This is a genomic window from Pseudomonas sp. DL (assembly GCF_047199225.1).
Taxonomy (GTDB): Bacteria; Pseudomonadota; Gammaproteobacteria; order Pseudomonadales; family Pseudomonadaceae; genus Pseudomonas; species Pseudomonas aeruginosa.
The window spans coordinates 3,081,123-3,099,603 of sequence record NZ_CP178323.1 but is presented as its reverse complement, the minus strand read 5'-3'; the positions used below and the strand labels follow the sequence as shown (position 1 = coordinate 3,099,603).

Genomic DNA, 18,481 nt, shown 5'->3' with positions numbered 1-18,481 from the left:
ACATCGCCATGATAGAAATTCGTTCCTTGCGTGATCTGTTGCGCCTGCTGTTCATCTACCAGCGCGAGTTCAAGCTGGCGGCCCTCAGCGCGGTGGTGATCATCGTCCTCGGCGCCTTCCTGCTGCCGGCCAAGTACGAGTCCAACGCACGCCTGCTGGTCAAGCCGGGCCGTGACTCGACCCTGCCGATAGAGATCAGCAACCGCCAGGCGCTGGTGATGCCGAGCACCCAGCGCGACCCTATCGTCGACGAAGAACGCCTGCTCACCGGCCGGCCGATCGTCCGTCAGGTGGCCGAGCGCTACCTCGAGGTGCTGGCCAACCGGCCGCCGCCGGAGGGCCTGTGGAAGCGCACCAAGTTCTATGTGAAGAAGGCCATCGGCGCGGTGTTCGACGGGATTCGCGTGACCCTGGAAACCTTCGGCGTGATCGAGGAAACCACCGCGGTCGAGCGCCTGGCCAAGGACCTCGAGAAGAAATTCGAGGTCACCCATGCGGCCGGCTCGACGGTGATGGAGATCAGCTTCACCTGGAGCGAGCCGGAAGTCGCCCAGGAAGTGGTCAAGGCCTGGATCGAGATCTACATGGAAGAGCGCACCCAGGCGCTCGGCCGCAAGAGCCTGTACGCCTTCTACGAGGCGCAGACTGCCGACAGCGCGGCGCAGATCAAGAGCTACAAGGCGCAGATCCTCAAGCACCTCAACGAGATCGGCGCATCCAGCATCGAGGACCGCCTGCAGGACCTGTCCGAGCGGATCAACGTGCTGCGCGGCGAGCGTTTCAACTCGATCCGCCTGATCGCCTCCTCCGACAGCGCCCTGGAATCCACCCGCCAGCAACTCAAGGGGCTGCCCAGGGAGATCGTCACGGTGCGGCAGATCGCGCTGAACCCGGCGCAGCAGGACCTGCGCCGGCTGCTCAACCAGAAGCGCCTGGAACGCGCCGACATGATGCGCACCTACACCGACGACGCGCCGCCGGTGAAGGCCCTGGACGCCTCGATCCGAGCCCTGGAGAAGGAAGTCCAGGACGAAGGCGCCACCGTGCAGAGTTCCGAGGACCGCGCGCCGAACACCCTGACCACTCACCTGGAACGGGTCCTGCTGGACGAGACCAGCAACAACGCGGCCCTGCGCACCCAGCTCGCGGAGCAGGAAAAGCAGCTCGCCGAACTCGAGGCGCAACGGCGCGAAGCGCTGGACATCGAGCCGACCCTGGCGCGCCTGCAGCGCGAGCTGAACGCCACCGAGCGCAACTACGCGCTGTACGTCGACAGCCTGGAGAAATCGCGGATCGACCGTGAACTGGACAAGAGCCAGATCAGCAACATCTCGGTGATCGAGGAAGCCACCTACAACCCCGGGCGGATCTTCCCGAAAACCCTGCTGATGCTGTTCCTCGCCGTGCCCTTCGGCCTCGCCGTCGGCCTGCTGGTGGTCTATCTCTGCTACCTGCTCGACCAGCGCATCCACGACGGCGGCCTGGTCGAGGAGAAATTCGGCCTGCCGCTGTGGACCACCCTGCCGGAGCTGAGCAACAGCACCGCGGAGAGCAGCAACGCCTTCACCGCCAGCATCTACCGGCTGTACGGGCTGCTGCCCTACGCGCGCATTGAGGAAAAGGGCCTGACCCTGGGCCTGACCTCGGCGCGCCACGGTGAAGGCGTGACCTTCATCATCGAGCAACTGCGCCGCCTGCTGGAGGAAAACGGCGTGCGCGTGCGGATCGGCGGCGAACCGGCCCAGCCGGGCGAAGTGGTATTGCTCGACGCGCCGGCCCTGCTGGACAGCCGCGAGGCCTTCATCGCCCTGCGCCGCGCCGACCTGATCGCCCTGGTGGTAGAGGCGCAGAAGAGCACCGTGCCGGTGGTCGAGCATGCGCTGACCATCCTCACCACGGCGTTCGGCAAGGTCGACGGGATCATCATCAACCGGCGCCGCTTCGAGGTGCCGAGCAAGGTCCTGCAGACCATCGCCCGCTACCGGAGCGCGTTCTGATGCGGATCGCCCTCCTCGCGCCCCTGCCGCCGGAAAAGAATGGCATCGCCGACTACGCCAGTCATTTCCGCAACGCCCTGCAGGGTCTCGGCATCGAAGTAGCCACGCCGCTCGCCGGCGTGGCGGCCGACAGCGCGAATATCGCCAGCCGGCTGGACAGCGTCGACTGGAACGGCTTCGACCTGGTCCATGCCGAACTCGGCGGCGGCCGCCTGGGCGAGTTCATCGCCCTGCGCGAGCTGCGCAAGCGCTTCCCGCGCCTGCCGCTGAGCGCCACGGTGCACGATCCGGAGCGCATGGTCTGGCGCCGCGAGCGCCTGCCCTGGCCGCTGAACCTGCTGGAACGCCTGCCCTCTCCCCTGCCCCAGGCCGCCGTGGTGCTCGCCGACCCGCTGACCCTGCGCGAAGAACGTGCCGTGGCCCAGGGCCTGACGCGCCTGGTGACCCTCACCGGCCTGGGCGGCGAGTGCCTGGCCCGGCGGATGCGCCTGCCGCCCGGGCGGGTCGAGGTGATCAACCACGGCAACCTGGAGATCGCCACGGTGCCGCTGCCGTCGCTGGACACCCTGCGCCTGCTGTACTTCGGATTCATCTATCGCGGCAAAGGCATCGAGGACCTGCTCGAGGCCCTCGCCGACCTGTTCGCCAGCGCGCCGGAGATGCGCCAGCGCGTGCGCCTGACCCTGGCCGGCGGCACCGCCGCGGAAATGGCCTTCGGCGCCGGCGGCAACTACCTCGACCAGTTGAAGGCACAGATCGCCGAGCTTGGCCTGGCCGACGCCATCGACTGGAACCTGAACCTGGCCGCCGCGGACATCCCGCGTACCATCCAGGCCCACCACGTGATGGTCCTGCCGTACCGCGAGTCGAAGAAACTCGGTCTGCTCGGCCAGCAGCGCGGCACCAGCGGCGCCCTGTCCTGGGCGGCAGCCTGCGGGCGCGGCGCGATCACCTCGGACGCTCGCGCCTTCGCCGAGGAAGTCGCCAGCGGCAACGGCGCCATCTACCCTCAGGGAGACGTGGCAGCCCTCTCCGAACAGTTGTTGAACCTCGCTCGCGAACCCCGCCTGGCACAGGCCTGGGCCGAGCGCGCCGGAGCGATCGGCCATGCGCGGACCTGGCCGCGCACCGCGCTGCGCTTCCAGGCACTGTTCAACGACATGGTGGGAACCGTTCATGGCACGTAAGGGACTCTATCTGGGCGGCAGCGCGCTGCTGCTCGCCGTGGTACTGCTGCTGGTGTTCTGGGGGCGTCCCGCCGACGCCGAGATCCAGGTACTGAAGGCGCCTCGCGCGGTGGTCTGGAAAGACTTCCTCGGGGTCAACGCGCAGTTCCTCTGGTTCAGCCCGGAGCGTTACAACAAGCAGATCGACCGCCTGCAGGACCTGGGGCTGGAGTGGGTGCGCCTGGACCTGCACTGGGACCGCCTGGAAACCGCCGAGGACCAGTACCAGCTGGCCTCCCTCGACCAGTTGGTCAAGGATCTCGAGGCGCGCCAGCTGAAGTCGGTGTTCTACCTGGTCGGCTCGGCCCGCTTCATCACCACCGCGCCGTTCTACTCGCCCTTCCAGGACCAGTATCCGCCGCGCGACCCGGAAGTCTTCGCCCGGCGCATGGCGATGCTCTCGCAGCGCTACCCGAGCGTGGCCGCCTGGCAGGTATGGAACGAGCCCAACCTGATCGGCTTCTGGCGGCCCAAGGCCGACCCGGAAGGCTACGCCAAGCTGCTCCAGGCCAGCACCATCGCCCTGCGCATGGTCGACCCGGAGAAGCCGGTGGTTTCCGCCGGCATGGCCTTCTTCAGCGAGATGCCCGACGGCCGCACCATGTTCGACGCCCTCGGCCACCTGGGCGTGGAGAGCCTCGGCACCATCGCCACCTACCACCCCTATACCCAGTTGCCGGAAGGCAACTACCCGTGGAACCTGGACTTCGTCTCCCACGCCAACCAGATCAACCGCGCCCTGCGCAACGCCGGCGTGCCGGCGATCTGGAGCACCGAGTGGGGCTGGTCGGCCTACAAGGGGCCGAAGGAGTTGCAGGACATCATTGGCGTCGAAGGCCAGGCCGACTACGTGCTGCGTCGCCTGGCGCTGATGAGTGCGCTGGACTACGACCGGATCTTCCTCTTCACCCTCAGCGATCTCGACCAGCGCGCCAGCGTGCGCGACCGCGACTACGGCCTGCTCGACCTGGACGCCAACCCCAAGCCGGTCTACCTGGCCCTGCAACGCTTCCTCAAGGTCACCGGGCCGAAGCTGCGCCCGGCCGACCCGCCGGTCACCGAGGACCTGCCCGACGGTTCCTTCAGCATCGGCTGGACCCGCGAGGACGGTCGCAACGTCTGGCTGTTCTGGTCGGCCCGCGGCGGCAACGTGCGCCTACCGAAGCTCAAGGAGGCCACCCTGCACGATCCGCTCAGCGGCAAGGTCACGCCCTTGAGCGGCAGCGACGGCCTGGAAGTCCCGGTGAAGTCCAGCCTGCAGATGCTGGTCTGGGAGTGAAGCCACCCATGCGTATTCTCTGGATTCTGCCCTACTCGCCCTGGCCCACCACCAGCGGCGGCAAGACCCGCCAGTACCACCTGCTGCGCAGCCTCGCGGCACGCGGCCACCGGATCACCGTGCTGCTGCACAGCAAGCAGCCGGTGAGCGCCGAGGACCGCCAGGCCCTGGAGCCCTTCCTCGAACGCCTGGTCGTGCTGCCGCGCCGACCGCTGCGCAGCCTCTCCACGCTGCTCGCCGCGCTGTTCGCGCCCTACCCGCTGCTGGCCAGCGTCAACGGCCTGTCGGCGGAGCTGCAACGCACCGCCACGGAGTTGCTGCGCGAGCCCTGGGACGTGGTCCAGGTCGAGCACAGCTATAGCTTCCAGCCCTACGAGCGACCGCTGCGCGACGCCGGCCAGCCGTTCGTGCTCACCGAGCACAACGTCGAGTCGTCCCTCGGTGCCGCCACCTACGACCGCCTGCCGGGCTGGGCGCTGCCCTTCGTGCGCTACGACCAGTGGCGTTACCGCCGCTGGGAACGCCGGGTGATGAGCCAGGCGGCAGCGGTCGTCGCCGTGACCGAGAAAGATGCGCGGCAGCTCGGCGCGATGCTCGGCCGCCCGGTGCCAGTGGTGGTCAACGGGGTCGACTGCGAGCACTTCGCCGCCGCCCGGCCGACGCCCGAAGCGCAGCGCGTGCTGTTCCTCGGCAACTACGAATACGCACCGAACGTCGATGCCGTGGAATGGATGCTCGACGAGATCCTGCCGCGGGTCTGGGCACACTGCCCCGAGGCGCGCATGAGCGTCTGCGGCTATGCGCTGCCGGCGGAGTGGGCGCAACGCTGGAGCGATCCGCGCATCGAATGGCAAGGCTTCGTTCCCGACCTGCTGCAATTGCAATCGAGCAGTTCGGTGTTCCTCGCCGCGCTGCGCCATGGCGGCGGTTCGAAGCTGAAGGTGCTCGAGGCCCTGGCCGCCGGGCTGCCGCTGGCGAGTACCGCGCAGGGCGTTTCCGGCCTGGAACTGCGGGACGGCGAGGACTACCTCGGCGGCGAATCCGCCGAGCAGCTCGCCAACGCCGTGGTGCGCCTGTTGCAGGACCCGGCGCAGGCCCGCGCGCTGGGCGAGAACGGCCGCGCCTACGTACGTCGCGCGCACGACTGGAGCGTCGCCGCCAGCCAACTGGAACAGGTCTACGCCGGCCTCGCCGAAGGAGCGCCGGCATGCGCATAGGACTCGACTACCGCACCGTCGGCAGCTCGCCGCACTCGGGCATCAGCCGCCAGGTCTATGCCATGGAGCAGGCCCTGGAAAGCCTGCCCGGCACGCAGGTGACCCGCTTCACCGTGGCCCCTCTCGACGACCCGCTGCGCCAGCGGGCGGTCTGCCCGCCGTGGGGCTGCCCGCGCACCGCGATGCACCAGCCGCACCAGCGCCTGCGCTTCGAAGCCGGGTTCCTCCCACGCGCCTTGCGCGAACAGGACATCGACCTGTACATCAGCACCTTCAACATGGGCCTGCCGCTACCGCCGCGTCCGCCGGGCGTGCGCTATGCGCTGCTGATCCACGACCTGTTCCAGATCACCCTGAAGAACTACCACGCCAACCGCCTCAAGGCACTGGTCTATCGGGTCAGCGACTACCTGTCGATCGCCTATGCGCTGCGTGTCGCCGACCGTGTCTGGACCCCTTCGCAGTACAGCGCCGACGAGGCTGTGCGGCTGTTTCCCGGGGTCGCCGGGAAAGTCCGGGTGCTGCCCAACCAGGTCGACGGCTTCGCCGGCGAACCCGCCGACCTCTCGGCACGCGGCCTGCCGCCACGCTACTGGCTGCTGGTGGGTACCCGCGAACTGCGCAAGAACGTGCCCTGGTTCGTCAGTGCCTGGGCCCGGGCGCGCGCCCAGGCGCCCGGCGTGCCGCCGCTGGTGCTGGTCGGCAGCCTCGACCACCTGCCCGAGGAACAACGCGGCTTGCCCGGCCTGCACGCGCTCGGCGGGCTCGACGACGCCGAACTGCACGCGCTGTACCGCCAGGCCGAGCGGCTCTGGCAACCGTCCTACGCGGAAGGCTTCGGCCTGCCGGTGGTCGAGGCGCTGAGCGTCGGCACGCCGGTGGCGGTGGCCAGCGGCACCTCGCTGGACGAAGTCACCCCGCCGTCGGCGCCGCGCTTCTCGCCCAGCGACGGCGCCGCCCTGGAACGCCTGATGCTGCGCCTGGCCGATACGCCGCGCGAAGCCTCGGCGGAAGAACTCATCGCCTGGGCCGCGCGCTTCAACCGCGAAGCCTACCGGCAACGGCTGGCCGCACTGATCGAGGAACTGAGTTGAGAATGTCGTTGGGAAACCTCGTCGCTGTCGTCTTCGGCCTGGCCTTCGGCGGAGCGCTGCTGATGCTCAGCCCGGCCAAGGCCGGCGCCGCCATGGTCGGCCTGGCGGCCGCGGTCACCATCCTGCGCTTCCCGTTCTGGGGGCTGCTGCTGTTCGCCCTGGTGGCGACCTTCATGCCCTACTCCACGGTCAACGTGGGGATCCGTTCGACGGTCAGCGAAGCGATCCTCGCCCTGACCTGGGGCGCGGTGCTCTGGCACATCTTCCTCTCGCGCCTGCCGCCGGCGCCGGCGCTGCGCTACCGCTCCACCGAGCGCATGCTGCTGTGGCTGATGCTGTTCACCGTGCTGCCGTTCGTGGTCGGCCAGGTCAGCATCAAGGCCGAGGCCAGCGGCCTGTCGAACTGGCTGCGCTGGCTGCTCAACCTGTCCATCGTGTTCCTCGCCGGACGCCTGCTGGTGGAGCGCAAGAACCGCGAGACCCTGGTCATCGCCCTGCTGCTGGGCACCCTGGCGATGCTGCTGATGTCCATCGCGGTGTTCATCCGCTACCGCTCGGCGTCGGGGATGGCGCCGATCCTGGCGATGTTCAACTACGCCAACCTGGACACCCTCAAGTTCGGCCTGGAGGCGCTTTCCTCGCGGATGGGCTCGCCATGGATGCACCCCAACGCCACCGGCGGGATCATGGCCCTGCTGCTGCCCCTGGCGTTCTGCTACGGGGTCGCCAACCAGGGCTGGCGGCGCGGCCTGGGCCTCGCCGTGGCGGTCCTCGGCGCCGCCGCGATCCTCCTCGCCAGTTCCCGCGGGGCGATGCTCAGCCTGGCGGTGGTGCTGTTCTGGATGTCCCTGCGCAAGGTGCCCTACACCGGCCGCCTGCTGTTGCTCGGGGTCGGCCTGGTGGTGGTCCTGGTGCTCAGCTACCCGCCGTTGCAGGAACGCCTGGCGACCATCTTCTCGCCGCAGAACGCCAGTACCGAGGTGCGCTTCGACGAATACCGGATGTTCCCCAAGGCCGTCGCCCGCTATCCGCTGGGAATCGGCTTCAAGGTCGACCCGCCGGTGCCGGGTACCGACCTCCTGGGCATCTCCAACCTGTGGCTGAACTTCATGTACAAGGTCGGCCTCGGCGGCATGCTGCTGTTCATCGCGGTGACCTGGCGCTGGTGGCGCGAAGCCCGTCCGGAGAAAGGCCCGATCCGCCTGACCCGCGACAACGCGATCTGGCTGGGCAGTACGGGCGGCATCCTGGCGGCGCTGGTCAGCGGCCTGTTCGACCACTACTTCAGCTTCGCCGTGGTGATGATCGGCCTGTTCTGGCTGCTGGTCGGGATCAACCTGCTGGAAGCCCGCCGGCTGTTCCCGGAACGCCAGCCGCAACCGCGGGCGGTGGGTTATCGCAAGCTCAAGCGACAGCTCGAGCGCGGGGCCGAGGCCTGAGATGCTCGGCTCCGCCTTCTGGCTGACCCTTGCCACCCTGCTCGGCCTGTGCCTGGGCTTCGCCCGCGAATGGCTGCTGGTGGCCTCCTGGGGCGCCGGCGAGCGCAGCGACGCCTTCCTCATCGCCCTGTTCCTGCCCGAGGCCCTGCGCATGTCGCTGGCCGGCGGCGTGCTCAGCGCGGCGGCCCTGCCACTGTTCCTCGAACGCCAGGGCGAACGTCGCCTCGACTGGCTGGCGGCGATCCTCCCGGCGCTGCTCGGTATCGCCGTGGCGCTCAGCCTCCTGCTGCTGGCGGCGGCGCCCTGGCTGGTGCGCTTGCTCGGCCCGGGCCTGGCCGAGACGGCCAGCGCCCAGGCCGCGGCCAACTTGCGGGTCCTCGCCTGGTGCGTGCCGGGGCTGATGCTCCATGCGCTATTCAGCATCCCCCTGCAGGCCGCCGAGCGCTTCGTCCTGGCCGGGCTCGGCTCGCTGCTGTTCAACCTGCCGCCGGTGCTCTACCTGGCCTTGCACGGCCAGGCCAGCCAACCCGAACAACTGGCCCTGGCCTGCCTGCTCGGCAGCCTGCTGATGCCGCTGGTGCTGCTGCCTTCGCTATGGATCGAGGGCTGGCGGCCCTGGCACTGGCGCCTGTCCGGCACCGAACTGGGCGAGCTTGGCGGGCGCATCGCTCCGCTGTTGCTGAGCAACGCCGCCAGCCAGGGCCTGGCGCTGGTCGAGCGGCTGGTGGCCTCGCTGCTCGGCGAAGGCGCGGTGACCTGGGTCAACCTGGCGCGCAAGCTGATGAACCTGCCGCTGATCGCCCTGATGAGCCTCAACCAGGTGTTGCTCGGCATGATGAGCCGACGCCAGGGTGGCGAGCGTCTGGCCCTGCTTCGCCGCGGCCTGGAGACCGCCAGCCTGCTGACCCTGCCGGCCGGGGTCGGGCTGGTCGCTGCCGCACCCGGCCTGGTGGCCCTGTTGCTGCCGCGGCAGACCGCTGGCTCGCCGTTGCCGGCGCTGCTGGCCTGGTTCGCCGTGCCACTGGTGTTCGGCGCCTGGAATGCCTTGCTGGCGCGTTACGCCTACGCCGCCGGCGATACTCGCCTGCCGCTGCGCTGCGAGCTGCTCGGCAGCGCGCTGAACGCCGCGCTGCTGGCGGTCCTGCCGTTGATTTTCGGACTGCCGGGGATTCCCCTCGCGGCCCTTGGCGGGGTGCTCTGCACCGCGCTGCTGCTGATGCGTCGCCAGGCCCTGCTCGGCGCCCTGCCCTGGGCCCGGCTGTGGCTACTGAACGCCCTGGCCATGGCGCTCGCCGCCGGCCTGCTGTTCCGCATCGACGGTATCTGGCTGCAATTGGGCCTGGGCACCGTCGCCGGCTGCCTGGCGCTGCTCGGCATGGCGCTCTGGCTGCGGCCCTGGCGCACCGATTGACCCATGGCTCCGGGTAGGGAGCCTGGCCCTGGGGGCCTTCGAACAACCACTGTGAGTTAGCGCGTCAAGCGGGAGTTGCAAAGTGAAAAAACGCTGGATTCAGATGGATGTGACCCGCGGCGTGGGCATCCTGATCATCGTCTTCGGGCACAGCTGGTTCGTCGCCAGTTCGCCGACCGTGCTCTATCCGTTGCTCTCTCCGTTCATCCTGCCACTGTTCTTCTTCATTTCCGGGGTGTTCTTCAGGACCGAGCAACCCTTCGGCGAGATGGCCCTGCGCAAGGCCGACGCCCTCCTCAAGCCGTTCTTCGTGACCATGCTCGGCTACGTCATCCTCCGCGACCTGCTGCGCGGCCAGCCGCTGCTGCCGGACATCGGCGGAGTGCTGTACGCCTCGGTCGACACCCTGCCCTGGCAGGCGCTCTGGTACCTGCCGCACTTCTGGGTAGCGACCCTGTTCGCCTGGTTCATGCTGCGCGTCATCCAGCGTCTCGGCCTGTCCCTCGCCGCCAGTTGCGTGCTGCTGGCCGTGCAACTGGGCCTGGGCATCCTGTTCCTCAAGACGTTCTGGCAGATCCCGGTGGAGTTCGGCGGCGAACAGTACCTGCTGCCGGGCCTGCCGTTCAGCCTGGACATCACCCTGATCAGCAGCGCCCACTTCATGTTCGGCTATGTCCTGCGCGACGTCCTGCGTCGCCACCAGAGTTCGTTGCTGACCCTGTGCATCGCCCTTGCCGTGACCACCGCCAGCTTCCTCTACTACCCGACGGTGGTGGACATGGCGCAGCGCCGCTACGACCACTGGTTCTGGGCCACCGTCCAGGCGGTGAGCGGCGTCTACCTGTGCTGGGCGCTGTCCGGGCTGATGATGAAGATCGACTGGCTGGGCAAGGCGATGACCTACATCGGCCAGTCGACCCTGATCCTGCTGATCTTCCACGGCGAGATCCAGCACAAGACCTTCAACCTGCTGGTCCACCTGGGTCTGTCGGAACCGGCCGCTGCCAGCGTCGCCCTGGTGATCTCGGTGATCGTCTCGCTGCTGATCGGCGAAGTGATCAAGCGCGTCGCGCTGCTGCGCGCCCTCTACTTCCCCTTCCCGGTGCGCAAGAAGGCCGCCGCGGTCCAGGGCGGCGGCGAAGCGCGCTGACGCCCTCGGCCCGGTGCGCCTGCGCCGGGCCTTTCCCCTCCCGTCTCCCTTTTCCCTAACGGGCGGCCGACCTCGCTTCGACCTGGCCGATGATCGCCCGCTCCTTTCGCTGAGCGGGTTGGTACGCGGGCATTGCCTCCCTAGAATATGGAACATCGTTCCGAAATCTTGAAAAAGGGAGAAGCCATGACCTCTGCGGCCGTCGAGACCACCCCGCTAACCTGTGACGTGCTGGTCGTCGGCTCCGGCGCCGCCGGGCTGGCGGCGGCGGTGACCGCGGCCTGGCACGGGCGCCGGGTAGTCCTGGTGGAGAAGGACCCGGTGTTCGGCGGCGCCAGCGCCTGGTCCGGCGGCTGGGCCTGGTTGCCGCGCAACCCGCTGGCGCGTCGCGCCGGTATCGAGGAGGACATCGAGCAACCGCGTACCTACCTGCGCCACGAACTGGGCGAGCGTTACGACGCCGCGCGGATCGACGCCTTCCTCGAAGCCTGCCCGCACATGGTGGCCTTCTTCGAGCGCCACACCCACCTGCGGTTCGTCGACGGCAACGGCATCCCGGACATGCATGGCGACACGCCGGGCGCCGCCGAGGGCGGCCACCAGTTGGTCGCCGCGCCCTATGACGCACGGCAACTGGGCCCGCTGCTGCCGCGCCTGCGCAAGACCCTGCGGGAGACCTCGTTCATGGGCATGCCGATCATGGCCGGCGCCGACCTCGCCGCCTTCCTCGACCTGACCCGCTCGCTGCCGGCCTTCCTGCATGTCGCCCGGCGCTTTTCCAGCCACCTCTGGCACCTGCTGCGCTACGGTCGCGCCATGCACCTGGTCAATGGCGTGGCCCTGGTAGCGCGCCTGGCCAAGTCCGCCGAAGCCCTGGGTGTGCGCCTGATCGAATCGGCGCCAGCCCGCGAACTGCTGCTGCGTGACGGCAAGGTGGTCGGCGCGCTGGTCGAGAGCGCCGAGGGACTCCTGCGCATCGAGGCAGGCGCCGTGGTCCTGGCCTGCGGCGGCTTTCCCCATGATCCGCAGCGCCGCGCCGAGCTGGCCCCCACCCTGGACACCCTGCTGCCGCTGCCGCCGCCGGGCTGCAACGGCGACGGCTTGCGCCTGGGGGAAAGCGCCGGCGGCCGGGTGGCCGACGACCTGCGCTCGCCGATCGCCTGGGCGCCGGTCTCGCGAGTTCCCCACCGCGATGGCGAGACCGGGCACTTCCCGCACATCATCGAGCGCGGCAAGCCCGGGGTGATCGGCGTGCTGGCCAACGGCAGGCGCTTCGTCAATGAGGCGCACGGTTACCACGACTATGTCGCCGCCCTGCTCGAGGCCACCCCGCCCGGGCAGCCGGCACGCTCCTGGCTGGTCTGCGACCGGCGCTTCCTGCGTCGCTACGGCCTCGGCTACGTGCGTCCGGCGCCGCTGCCGATCGCCGCGCACCTGCGCAGCGGCTATCTCAAGCGCGGGACCAGCCTGGATCAGTTGGCAAGGAGCTGCGGCATCGACCCGTCCGGCCTGGCCGCCACCGTCGCCGAATACAACCGCCACGCCCGCGAGGGCCGCGACCCAGAGTTCGGCCGCGGCGGCACGGCATTCAACCGCAAGCAGGGCGACCCGGCGTATCCGGGGCCGAATCCCTGCGTCGCCCCCATCGAACGCGGACCGTACTACGCGGTGCAGGTCGAGCCCGGCTGCTTCGGCACCTTCGCCGGGCTGAAGACCGACGCCCAGGCCCGCGTGCTGGACGGCGGCGGGCAGCCGATCCCCGGCCTGTACGCGGCGGGCGCGGACATGGCGAGCCTGTTCGCCGGCCACTATCCCTCCGGCGGCATCAACCTGGGGCCGGCGCTGACCTTCGGCTACATCGCCGGCCGCCATATCGCCGGCGCCCTCGGCTACGAGCAGGAGCAAGCGCAGCGCGGTTGAACGTTCCAGCGGGCGCAACGGCCTAAACAGGCAAGCTTTCCTTCGGAACCCAAGCATGAGCGCAGCGCCACCGGATATCCCCGCCCTGCCCGCCGGCCTCTGCTACGTCGACGACCGCCAGCCGGGCATCCGTCGACGCCGGCAGGGCAAGCGCTTCGTCTATTTCGATGCCGACGGCCAGCGCATCGGCGACGCCGAGGAGATCCGCCGGCTGGACAAGCTGGCCATTCCGCCGGCCTATCGCGAGGTCTGGATCTGTCCCGACCCCAACGGCCATCTCCAGGCCACCGGCCGCGACGCCCGTGGGCGCAAGCAGTACCGCTACCACCCGCGCTGGCGCGAGGTACGCGATGCCGACAAGTACGAGCGCCTGCTGCGCTTCGGCCAGGCGCTGCCGCGGCTGCGCCGGCACATCGACGCCCAGTTGCGCCTGCCCGGCCTCGGTCGCGACAAGGTGGTGGCCCTGGCGGTTGCGCTGCTCGACGCCACCCTGATCCGCGTCGGCAACCACCGCTACGCCCGCGACAACCGCTCCTACGGCCTGACCACCCTGCGTACCCGGCACGTGGACGTGAACGGCAGTCGCATCCGGTTCCGCTTCAAGGGCAAGAGCGGCATCGAGCACGACGTCAGCCTGGAGCATCCGCGCCTGGCGCGGGTGCTGCGGCGCTGCCTGGAATTGCCCGGCCAGGACCTGTTGCAGTACCTGGACGAGGACGGCCAGCCGCACCGCATCGGCTCCCACGACATCAATGAGTACCTGCGCCGGCATACCGGCGAGGATTTCAGCGCCAAGGACTACCGTACCTGGGCCGGCAGCGCGCTGGCGCTGGAGCGCCTGCGGCGTGCCGAAGCCGACGGGCTTGGCGCGGTGGTGGCGGAGGTCGCCGCCGAATTGGGCAACAGCGTGGCGATCTGCCGGCAATGCTACATCCACCCGGCGATCATCGAGGCCTACCAGGCCGGGCAACTGGGCCAGCTCAGGCGCGCCCGCAAGCGCCGCTGGCTGAGTGCCGAGGAAGCGACCCTGCTGGCCTTCCTCGACACGCCCGGCTGATCAGTTGCCCGGGTGCGGATCGATGCCGTGCCGGCGCAGCAGGCCGAGCAGGCGGCCAATCTCGGTCTGGCAGGCTTCCAGTTCCTTGCGCAGGGTGTGTTCGCGGCGCTGCTGCTCCAGCTTCACGCGTTCGAGTTCGGCGCGCGCCTCACGGCGGATCTGCCGCTCGCGCTCCTTGTCGGAATGCTCGGCGCCGAGGGCCTCTTCGGCCTTGCGCGCGCGGTATTCGCGCATCCGCTGGGCGGCCGACTTGGCCTTGCCGCTCGGCTTGGGCCCGGGTTTGCTGGCTTTCATGAACGCCTCCATCTGCGTAACGTTACGCAATCAGAATAGCGTAACGTTACGCAGATAGACAGGGTCTATGCTTAGAGCGGCGGGGCCGAGCGCAGCATCACCGACTTCAGCGCGAAGGCCGACTTGATGCCAGCCACGCCGGGAATGCAGGTCAGGGTATTGGTGAGGAACGCCTGGTAGGCGGCGAGATCCTTGACTACAACCCGCAGCATGTAGTCCGCATCGCCGGTCATCTGGAAACAGCTCATGACCTGCGGCGCATCGACGATGCGTTCCTCGAAGCGAGCGAGGTAGTCGCCGGTCTGCTTTTCCAAGGACACCGAGACGAACACGCTCATCGCCCCGGACAGGCGCTCCTCGTCGAGCCGGGCGAAGTAGCCCTGGATGTAGTGTTCCTCTTCCAGGCGGCGTACCCGGCGCAGCGTCGGCGTCAGCGACAGGCCGACCTTCTGGGCGAGATCGCGCCAGCTCAGGCGGCCGTCGTCGGCCAGGGCACGGAGGATTTTCAGGTCGATGCGGTCGAGTTCAGCCATGGTGCGTTGTTTCTCTTGTTAGCGATTCTTGTAGTTCAAACAACCCAATACTGCCGGAATACCTTAGTCAATTTGGAGCAAAAAACTAGCACCCGAAGCCTATACTGAAATTACAAAAACAAAACCCGAGGGCCTCACCATGAGTGACGTCACCCAGTACGACCGCGCCTGCCGTACCCCGGCATGCCTGCAACCCGCCCCCACCCACAGGACGGGAACCCGCCATCCGCCCAGTCCGCCGCTTCGAGCGCCGTTCGCCCGTTTCTGATCTCTCCAACCGTTTGGCCCGGACCGGGCCGGAGGCCTGTCATGAGTGATTACGAGCCGTTGCGTCTGCATGTCCCGGAGCCCACCGGGCGTCCTGGCTGCAAGACCGACTTTTCCTATCTGCACCTGTCCCCCGCCGGCGAGATACGCAAGCCGCCGGTGGATGTCGAGCCCGCCGAGACCAGCGACCTGGCCTACAGCCTGGTACGTGTGCTCGACGACGACGGCCACGCCGTCGGTCCCTGGAATCCGCAGCTCAGCAACGAACAACTGCTGCGCGGCATGCGGGCGATGCTCAAGACCCGCCTGTTCGACGCGCGCATGCTCACCGCGCAACGGCAGAAAAAGCTTTCCTTCTATATGCAATGCCTCGGCGAGGAAGCCATCGCCACCGCCCACACCCTGGCCCTGCGCGACGGCGACATGTGCTTTCCGACCTATCGCCAGCAAGGCATCCTGATCACCCGCGAATACCCGCTGGTGGACATGATCTGCCAGCTTCTCTCCAACGAGGCCGACCCGCTCAAGGGCCGCCAGCTGCCGATCATGTACTCGAGCAAGGAGGCCGGTTTCTTCTCCATCTCCGGCAACCTCGCCACCCAGTTCATCCAGGCGGTCGGCTGGGGTATGGCCTCGGCGATCAAGGGCGACACGCGCATCGCCTCGGCCTGGATCGGCGACGGCGCCACCGCCGAGTCGGACTTCCACACCGCCCTCACCTTCGCCCATGTCTACCGCGCGCCGGTAATCCTCAACGTGGTCAACAACCAGTGGGCGATCTCCACCTTCCAGGCCATCGCCGGCGGCGAAGGCACCACCTTCGCCAACCGTGGAGTGGGCTGCGGGATCGCCTCGCTGCGGGTCGACGGCAATGACTTCCTGGCGGTCTACGCCGCCTCCGAGTGGGCCGCCGAGCGCGCCCGGCGCAACCTCGGGCCGAGCCTGATCGAATGGGTCACCTACCGCGCCGGCCCGCACTCGACTTCGGACGACCCGTCCAAGTACCGCCCCGCCGACGACTGGACCAACTTCCCGCTGGGCGACCCGATCGCCCGCCTGAAGCGGCACATGATCGGCCTCGGCATCTGGTCGGAGGAACAGCACGAAGCCACCCACAAGGCCCTCGAAGCCGAAGTACTGGCCGCGCAGAAACAGGCGGAGAGCCATGGCACCCTGATCGACGGCCGGGTGCCGAGCGCCGCCAGCATGTTCGAGGACGTCTATGCAGAACTGCCGGAGCACCTGCGCCGGCAACGCCAGGAGCTCGGGGTATGAATGCCATGAACCCGCAACACGAGAACGCCCAGACGGTCACCAGCATGACCATGATCCAGGCGCTGCGCTCGGCGATGGACATCATGCTCGAGCGCGACGACGACGTGGTGGTATTCGGCCAGGACGTCGGCTACTTCGGCGGCGTGTTCCGCTGCACCGAAGGCCTGCAGAAGAAATACGGCACCTCGCGGGTGTTCGATGCGCCGATCTCCGAGAGCGGCATCATCGGCGCCGCGGTCGGCATGGGTGCCTACGGCCTGCGCCCGGTGGTGGAGATCCAGTTCGCCGACTACGTCTACCCGGCCTCCGACCAGTTGATCTCCGAGGCGGCGCGCCTGCGCTATCGCTCGGCCGGCGACTTCATCGTGCCGATGACCGTACGCATGCCCTGTGGCGGCGGCATCTACGGCGGGCAGACGCACAGCCAGAGCCCGGAGGCGATGTTCACCCAGGTCTGCGGCCTGCGCACGGTGATGCCGTCCAACCCCTACGACGCCAAGGGCCTGCTGATCGCCTGCATCGAGAACGACGACCCGGTGATCTTCCTCGAGCCCAAGCGCCTCTACAACGGCCCGTTCGATGGCCACCACGACCGCCCGGTGACGCCCTGGTCCAAGCATCCGGCCAGCCAGGTGCCGGACGGCTACTACAAGGTGCCGCTGGACAAGGCGGCGATCGTCCGCCCCGGCGCGGCGCTGACCGTGCTGACCTACGGCACCATGGTCTACGTGGCCCAGGCCGCGGCCGACGAGACCGGCCTGGACGCCGAGATCATCGACCTGCGCAGCCTCTGGCCGCTGGACCTGGAAACCATCGTCGCCTCGGTGAAGAAGACCGGCCGCTGCGTCATCGCCCACGAGGCGACCCGCACCTGCGGGTTCGGCGCCGAGCTGATGTCGCTGGTGCAGGAGCACTGCTTCCACCACCTGGAGGCGCCGATCGAGCGCGTCACCGGTTGGGACACCCCCTACCCGCATGCCCAGGAGTGGGCGTATTTCCCCGGCCCCGCGCGCGTCGGCGCGGCATTCAAGCGTGTGATGGAGGTCTGAATGGGTACCCATGTGATCAAGATGCCGGACATCGGGGAAGGCATCGCCGAGGTCGAACTGGTGGAGTGGCATGTCCAGGTCGGCGACTCGGTCAATGAAGACCAGGTCCTCGCCGAGGTGATGACCGACAAGGCCACGGTGGAGATTCCCTCGCCGGTGGCCGGACGCATCCTCGCCCTCGGCGGCCAGCCGGGCCAGGTGATGGCGGTGGGCGGCGAACTGATCCGCCTGGAGGTGGAAGGCGCCGGCAACCTCGCCGAGAGTCCGGCCGCGCCCGTCGCCGCCACCCCGGAGAAACCGAAGGAAGCCCCGGTCGCGGCGCCGAAAGCCGCCGCCGAAGCGCCGCGCGCCTTGCGCGACAGCGAGGCGCCACGGCAGCGGCGCCAGCCCGGCGAACGCCCGCTGGCCTCCCCCGCGGTGCGCCAGCGCGCCCGCGACCTGGGCATCGAGTTGCAGTTCGTGCAGGGCAGCGGTCCCGCCGGACGCGTCCTCCACGAGGACCTCGATGCCTACCTGACCCAGGATGGCAGCGTCGCGCGCAGCGGCGGCGCCGCGCAGGGGTATGCCGAGCGACACGACGAACAGGCGGTGCCGGTGATCGGCCTGCGTCGCAAGATCGCCCAGAAGATGCAGGACGCCAAGCGACGCATCCCGCATTTCAGCTATGTCGAGGAAATCGACGTCACCGATCTGGAAGCCCTGCGCGCCCATCTCAACCAGAAATGGGGTGGCCAGCGCGGCAAGCTGACCCTGCTGCCGTTCCTGGTCCGCGCCATGGTCGTGGCGCTGCGCGACTTCCCGCAGTTGAACGCGCGCTACGACGACGAGGCCGAGGTGGTCACCCGCTACGGCGCGGTGCACGTCGGCATCGCCACCCAGAGCGACAACGGCCTGATGGTGCCGGTGCTGCGCCACGCCGAATCGCGCGACCTCTGGGGCAACGCCGGCGAAGTGGCGCGCCTGGCCGAAGCCGCACGCAGCGGCAAGGCGCAACGCCAGGAGCTGTCCGGCTCGACCATCACCCTGAGCAGCCTCGGCGCGCTCGGCGGGATCGTCAGCACACCGGTGATCAACCATCCGGAGGTGGCCATCGTCGGCGTCAACCGCATCGTCGAGCGACCGATGGTGGTCGGCGGCAACATCGTCGTGCGCAAGATGATGAACCTCTCCTCCTCCTTCGACCACCGGGTGGTCGACGGGATGGACGCGGCGGCCTTCATCCAGGCCGTGCGCGGCCTGCTCGAACATCCCGCCACCCTGTTCCTGGAGTAAG

Annotated in this window: 15 protein-coding genes; 13 read left to right on the top strand and 2 right to left on the bottom strand. The window is 68.7% G+C overall.

What is annotated here, in order from left to right; genetic code table 11:
* Nucleotides 1-8: 8 nt before the first annotated feature.
* From ACI766_RS14385 to ACI766_RS14340, 10 genes are all read left to right on the top strand, one after another.
* The gene (locus ACI766_RS14385) at nucleotides 9-1,997 is read left to right on the top strand and encodes a GumC family protein (protein WP_003113719.1); all 1,989 of its coding nucleotides are present in this window, start codon (nucleotides 9-11) and stop codon (nucleotides 1,995-1,997) included.
* A complete protein-coding gene (locus ACI766_RS14380) occupies nucleotides 1,997-3,184 on the top strand; it encodes a glycosyltransferase family 4 protein (RefSeq protein ID WP_003158941.1) in 1,188 nt (395 codons plus the stop codon). The genes ACI766_RS14385 and ACI766_RS14380 overlap by 1 nt, the downstream gene beginning before the upstream one ends.
* Nucleotides 3,174-4,502 (top strand): cellulase family glycosylhydrolase, encoded by a 1,329-nt coding sequence (locus ACI766_RS14375; RefSeq protein WP_003089230.1) that lies wholly within the window; start codon nucleotides 3,174-3,176, stop codon nucleotides 4,500-4,502. The genes ACI766_RS14380 and ACI766_RS14375 overlap by 11 nt, the downstream gene beginning before the upstream one ends.
* Before the next feature lie 8 nt (nucleotides 4,503-4,510).
* A complete protein-coding gene (locus ACI766_RS14370; RefSeq protein ID WP_003158940.1) occupies nucleotides 4,511-5,719 on the top strand; it encodes a glycosyltransferase family 4 protein in 1,209 nt (402 codons plus the stop codon).
* Nucleotides 5,710-6,813: a glycosyltransferase family 4 protein gene (locus tag ACI766_RS14365; RefSeq protein ID WP_023091333.1), complete on the top strand. Its 1,104-nt coding sequence runs from the start codon at nucleotides 5,710-5,712 to the stop codon at nucleotides 6,811-6,813. Before ACI766_RS14370 ends, ACI766_RS14365 begins: the two co-directional genes overlap by 10 nt.
* A gap of 2 nt (nucleotides 6,814-6,815) precedes the next feature.
* Nucleotides 6,816-8,252, top strand: a complete 1,437-nt coding sequence (locus ACI766_RS14360; RefSeq protein ID WP_003089234.1) for a biofilm formation protein PslJ — start codon at nucleotides 6,816-6,818, stop codon at nucleotides 8,250-8,252.
* Nucleotide 8,253: 1 nt separating this feature from the next.
* Entirely contained in the window at nucleotides 8,254-9,663 is a 1,410-nt protein-coding gene (locus tag ACI766_RS14355; RefSeq protein WP_003122758.1) for a lipid II flippase MurJ, read from the top strand.
* An 82-nt stretch (nucleotides 9,664-9,745) separates the two neighbouring features.
* Nucleotides 9,746-10,813: an acyltransferase family protein gene (locus tag ACI766_RS14350; RefSeq protein ID WP_003089238.1), complete on the top strand. Its 1,068-nt coding sequence runs from the start codon at nucleotides 9,746-9,748 to the stop codon at nucleotides 10,811-10,813.
* Nucleotides 10,814-10,999: 186 nt separating this feature from the next.
* Entirely contained in the window at nucleotides 11,000-12,733 is a 1,734-nt protein-coding gene (locus ACI766_RS14345) for an FAD-dependent oxidoreductase (RefSeq protein ID WP_023087517.1), read from the top strand.
* Nucleotides 12,734-12,788: 55 nt separating this feature from the next.
* Entirely contained in the window at nucleotides 12,789-13,790 is a 1,002-nt protein-coding gene (locus tag ACI766_RS14340; RefSeq protein ID WP_003113726.1) for a DNA topoisomerase IB, read from the top strand.
* Here ACI766_RS14340 and ACI766_RS14335 read toward each other — a convergent pair whose 3' ends face one another.
* Nucleotides 13,791-14,084 carry an inner centromere protein gene (locus tag ACI766_RS14335; protein ID WP_003113727.1) on the bottom strand — a complete coding sequence of 98 codons (294 nt, stop codon included), beginning with the start codon at nucleotides 14,082-14,084 and terminating at the stop codon, nucleotides 13,791-13,793. It abuts the gene before it with no gap.
* A 71-nt stretch (nucleotides 14,085-14,155) separates the two neighbouring features.
* Nucleotides 14,156-14,617, bottom strand: coding sequence for an Lrp/AsnC family transcriptional regulator (locus ACI766_RS14330; protein ID WP_003089245.1), 462 nt, complete (start codon nucleotides 14,615-14,617; stop codon nucleotides 14,156-14,158).
* A gap of 309 nt (nucleotides 14,618-14,926) precedes the next feature.
* Here ACI766_RS14330 and ACI766_RS14325 point away from each other — a divergent pair, with 309 nt between their 5' ends.
* From ACI766_RS14325 to ACI766_RS14315, 3 genes are read left to right on the top strand one after another with little or no spacing between them, the layout of a single operon-like run.
* Nucleotides 14,927-16,159, top strand: a complete 1,233-nt coding sequence (locus ACI766_RS14325; RefSeq protein ID WP_031631069.1) for a 3-methyl-2-oxobutanoate dehydrogenase (2-methylpropanoyl-transferring) subunit alpha — start codon at nucleotides 14,927-14,929, stop codon at nucleotides 16,157-16,159.
* Nucleotides 16,156-17,208, top strand: coding sequence for an alpha-ketoacid dehydrogenase subunit beta (locus tag ACI766_RS14320; protein WP_003089248.1), 1,053 nt, complete (start codon nucleotides 16,156-16,158; stop codon nucleotides 17,206-17,208). Before ACI766_RS14325 ends, ACI766_RS14320 begins: the two co-directional genes overlap by 4 nt.
* Nucleotides 17,209-18,480 (top strand): dihydrolipoamide acetyltransferase family protein, encoded by a 1,272-nt coding sequence (locus tag ACI766_RS14315; protein WP_014602933.1) that lies wholly within the window; start codon nucleotides 17,209-17,211, stop codon nucleotides 18,478-18,480.
* The last annotated feature ends 1 nt before the right edge of the window (nucleotide 18,481 follow it).

Coding starts and splice junctions, on each gene's coding strand:
- ACI766_RS14385 (WP_003113719.1), top strand. CDS start 9: ATGATAGAAATTCGTTCCTTGCGTGATCTGTTGCGCCTGCTGTTCATC.
- ACI766_RS14380 (WP_003158941.1), top strand. CDS start 1,997: ATGCGGATCGCCCTCCTCGCGCCCCTGCCGCCGGAAAAGAATGGCATC.
- ACI766_RS14375 (WP_003089230.1), top strand. CDS start 3,174: ATGGCACGTAAGGGACTCTATCTGGGCGGCAGCGCGCTGCTGCTCGCC.
- ACI766_RS14370 (WP_003158940.1), top strand. CDS start 4,511: ATGCGTATTCTCTGGATTCTGCCCTACTCGCCCTGGCCCACCACCAGC.
- ACI766_RS14365 (WP_023091333.1), top strand. CDS start 5,710: ATGCGCATAGGACTCGACTACCGCACCGTCGGCAGCTCGCCGCACTCG.
- ACI766_RS14360 (WP_003089234.1), top strand. CDS start 6,816: ATGTCGTTGGGAAACCTCGTCGCTGTCGTCTTCGGCCTGGCCTTCGGC.
- ACI766_RS14355 (WP_003122758.1), top strand. CDS start 8,254: ATGCTCGGCTCCGCCTTCTGGCTGACCCTTGCCACCCTGCTCGGCCTG.
- ACI766_RS14345 (WP_023087517.1), top strand. CDS start 11,000: ATGACCTCTGCGGCCGTCGAGACCACCCCGCTAACCTGTGACGTGCTG.
- ACI766_RS14340 (WP_003113726.1), top strand. CDS start 12,789: ATGAGCGCAGCGCCACCGGATATCCCCGCCCTGCCCGCCGGCCTCTGC.
- ACI766_RS14335 (WP_003113727.1), bottom strand. CDS start 14,084: ATGAAAGCCAGCAAACCCGGGCCCAAGCCGAGCGGCAAGGCCAAGTCG.
- ACI766_RS14330 (WP_003089245.1), bottom strand. CDS start 14,617: ATGGCTGAACTCGACCGCATCGACCTGAAAATCCTCCGTGCCCTGGCC.
- ACI766_RS14325 (WP_031631069.1), top strand. CDS start 14,927: ATGAGTGATTACGAGCCGTTGCGTCTGCATGTCCCGGAGCCCACCGGG.
- ACI766_RS14320 (WP_003089248.1), top strand. CDS start 16,156: ATGAATGCCATGAACCCGCAACACGAGAACGCCCAGACGGTCACCAGC.
- ACI766_RS14315 (WP_014602933.1), top strand. CDS start 17,209: ATGGGTACCCATGTGATCAAGATGCCGGACATCGGGGAAGGCATCGCC.